This is a genomic window from Crocosphaera sp. Alani8 (genome assembly GCF_038442745.1).
GTDB lineage: Bacteria > Cyanobacteriota > Cyanobacteriia > Cyanobacteriales > Microcystaceae > Crocosphaera.
The window spans coordinates 1-2,808 of record NZ_JARVCN010000386.1; the positions used below are offsets into that span (position 1 = coordinate 1).

3 protein-coding genes are annotated in these 2,808 nt (G+C 34.5%); all 3 read right to left on the reverse strand.

The genetic code is table 11. The annotated features are described in order from the left end of the window. Positions 1-297: 297 nt before the first annotated feature. The 3 genes from P9B04_RS19315 to P9B04_RS19325 are packed head-to-tail and all read right to left on the reverse strand — an operon-like array spanning position 298 to position 2,709. Entirely contained in the window at positions 298-780 is a 483-nt protein-coding gene (locus tag P9B04_RS19315) for a DUF4112 domain-containing protein (protein ID WP_342056601.1), read from the reverse strand. A 46-nt stretch (positions 781-826) separates the two neighbouring features. Further along, positions 827-1,189 carry a hypothetical protein gene (locus P9B04_RS19320; RefSeq protein ID WP_342056602.1) on the reverse strand — a complete coding sequence of 121 codons (363 nt, stop codon included), beginning with the start codon at positions 1,187-1,189 and terminating at the stop codon, positions 827-829. Positions 1,190-1,218: 29 nt separating this feature from the next. Next, positions 1,219-2,709: an ATP-dependent DNA helicase gene (locus tag P9B04_RS19325; protein ID WP_342056603.1), complete on the reverse strand. Its 1,491-nt coding sequence runs from the start codon at positions 2,707-2,709 to the stop codon at positions 1,219-1,221. Between the last annotated feature and the right edge of the window lie 99 nt (positions 2,710-2,808).

The window sequence follows — 2,808 nt, forward strand, 5'->3', positions numbered from 1 at the left end:
GTTTTAGCCATCGCTTCTCATATCAACTTTTCTTGGTGCAAGATGTGAGTTTAACTCCTTAAACTTAGGTTGTATCTTCAAGGGATAAGTTTAATGATAGTAAGTGGTTAGGGAACAACAGTGGAGCAGTTAGTTAAGCCCCGACAATAGGGATTCCTTTGAAGGCACTACTAACTGTTTTTTGCTTTTTGTTCTCATCAAAACCCGATGAACTATCTTGTAGAAAAAGATAATTTTTAGTTAAGCGTGGTACTTGAAAATCTAGGAAACGCCATTAATTCTCATAGGATTCAGCTCTTAGTTATTCCCCCTAATCTTTGCCCATAACCATGTTACTAAGGCCAAGGTTAAAAGGGTAAATCCTAATACAATTATCATTAATATTATACTTAATCCAATCAAGAACAGTCGGTTAACTTTCTTATTCTCAGGGGTGTAGTTTAAATGATGTTCTAATAGTTCTATATTTCTGACATTAGCTTTCCAAGTTACATCAAATACATCCCCTAACACTGGCACTGAACCTGCCAATGAATCTAACAATACGTTAGCTACCATTTGACCAATCACCTTTCGGTTTAAGCCCATTCTTGCTGATTCTATAATAATGTAAGCTGATAAGATACCTGCTATGGTGTCCCCACCTCCTGGTATTAATCCTAAGATGGGATCTAGTCCAATTGTCCATTTTGTCCCTGGTATGGGAATCGCTTTATCTAATACATGACTAATCCGATTAAGACGGGTTACTTTTTTCTGGCGAGGTGATAATTTGGACATAATTATCATCTATTTATTTCTAAATAAAAGCCTATTACATTCATAGTTAATCATCCTCATCATCTTCTTCTAAATCTTCATCTCCTAATAAAGCCAAGGCATCATCACTGTAAAATGACTGTACTTTCTTTGGTAATGACAATAAAAATTCGGCTTTCATAAATTTTCCACTAAAATATATCCCTTCTGTTCCTTCTTTTGTTCCATATATCCAGACTCCATCTGCTCCCTCATCTATTTTCTCTATATTTTCTACTACTTGAAAATCTGGCCACACTTTCTGCCATTGTGATAGAGAAAATCCTAATTTTTCTCGCCACTGATTTGAGCTTAACCCTCCTTTTAAATCTGACACTGATCTCTGACCATAATTGGGATCTAATTTTTTTCTTCTTTTCGCTTCTCCCATTTTTGCTTAACCTCTTTTCTTTCAAAAAATTAACCTACATAACAACATTTTTTAGCCCTTGTTAGTCCAGTATATAATATCTTTTGTTTGTCGGGACAACGGTGCATATCTGAGACTAACAAAAACACATTATCTATAGAACTTCCCTGGGCTTTATGACAGGTCAGAGCATAGGCATAAGCCATGTTATCAAATAGTTCATCTAACTCAAAATACATCACCCATCTTTTCTTTTTTTCGCTATAGTTTTCTTCTTCTATTGCTCTTTTAGCTAACTTCTTCAGTTTTTCTTGTCTTTTTTCTTCTGCTGATGACGTGAGAATTCTTAACTCTATTGTCCCTCCTTCATCCGTTCTTACTTTCACTTGATAAAACTCCCATTTATGTTGATTATTATAATTCATTCTTGGTGCTTCTATTACTTTGCACTCTTCTGAATTATTGAGGATTATCTTTTTCTCTTTTTTCCTTCCTCCTGGTAATGTTCTAAATACTGGTTTTTTAGCTATCAAGCGATCTCCTATTACTAACTGTTCTACGTTTTCTCCATATAAAGCTTCACGAACTGCTTGATTATACTTATCTGCTGTTTTATTTCTCCAAGTAATTATTCTCACATAATCTGCATTACTTAACCAATCTTCTTGTTCAAAATGACTTAATGCCCATCTAAACCAATCCTCCGTATTTAGTTTCATTATTGTCCCATCTTCTGATGTTTCAAATGGATAAGTTTGACGATTCCAACGAGGATTACTCCTAATATTTTCGGCTACCTTTACTATTTCCCCATTGTATCTGACAATCTGGGTTAAATTAGCACTTCTTTTTATACTAGAGTGCTTAGATACTATGGGTTCTTTTTCTTTTACTGGTGGTAATTGACTACTATCTCCTACAAATATAAATTTGGTTTCTTCTCCTTTTACTGCTTGTTGTAAGTCTCCAAAGTTTTCTTTATTTAGCATTGAGTATTCGTCTATAATGATTACCTCATAGTCTTTTAATTCTAACTCTTTTTCTGAGTTAAATTCAAAGCTTTGCTGTCCTGTATTTACATCAATAGTCGGTTGTAGTTTCAGGAGTTTAGCTACTGTTGTTGCTTCTATTTTTATGCCTTGACTACGAGCGATTTGTGTTAGGTTTTTAGCTGCTTTATTACTAGGGGCTGCCACTGCATATTTATACTCTTCCTCTTTTAACCATTGGATTACTTTGGCCATTAAAAAGCTTTTTCCTGTACCAGCATAGCCACTTAACCTAAAGTTTTGCTCTGAACTATTTTCTATAAAGTCGATTACTTCCTTATAGGCTGTTTTTTGTTCAGTAGTTAGTTCACTTGATTTAACGGACTTCTCTTCTATCTTTAACTGGGTTTTGGTTATCCAGTTACTTAGATTTTGTCTTAGTTCTGTGAAGACGATGGACGGGTCAATTTTACCTACCGCATCTTCATAAAATTCAATGACGGCTGCTATTATTTCCCCTAGTTCGTCAGGGACATTTACTGATTGACTCATAATTTTTGACCCCTTTTTATTCATTATACAACATCCTATTTATTTTCTATAGCAATCAGGAATGAGGTGTGAGAAAATGAAAGAATAGTAAATCTAGAC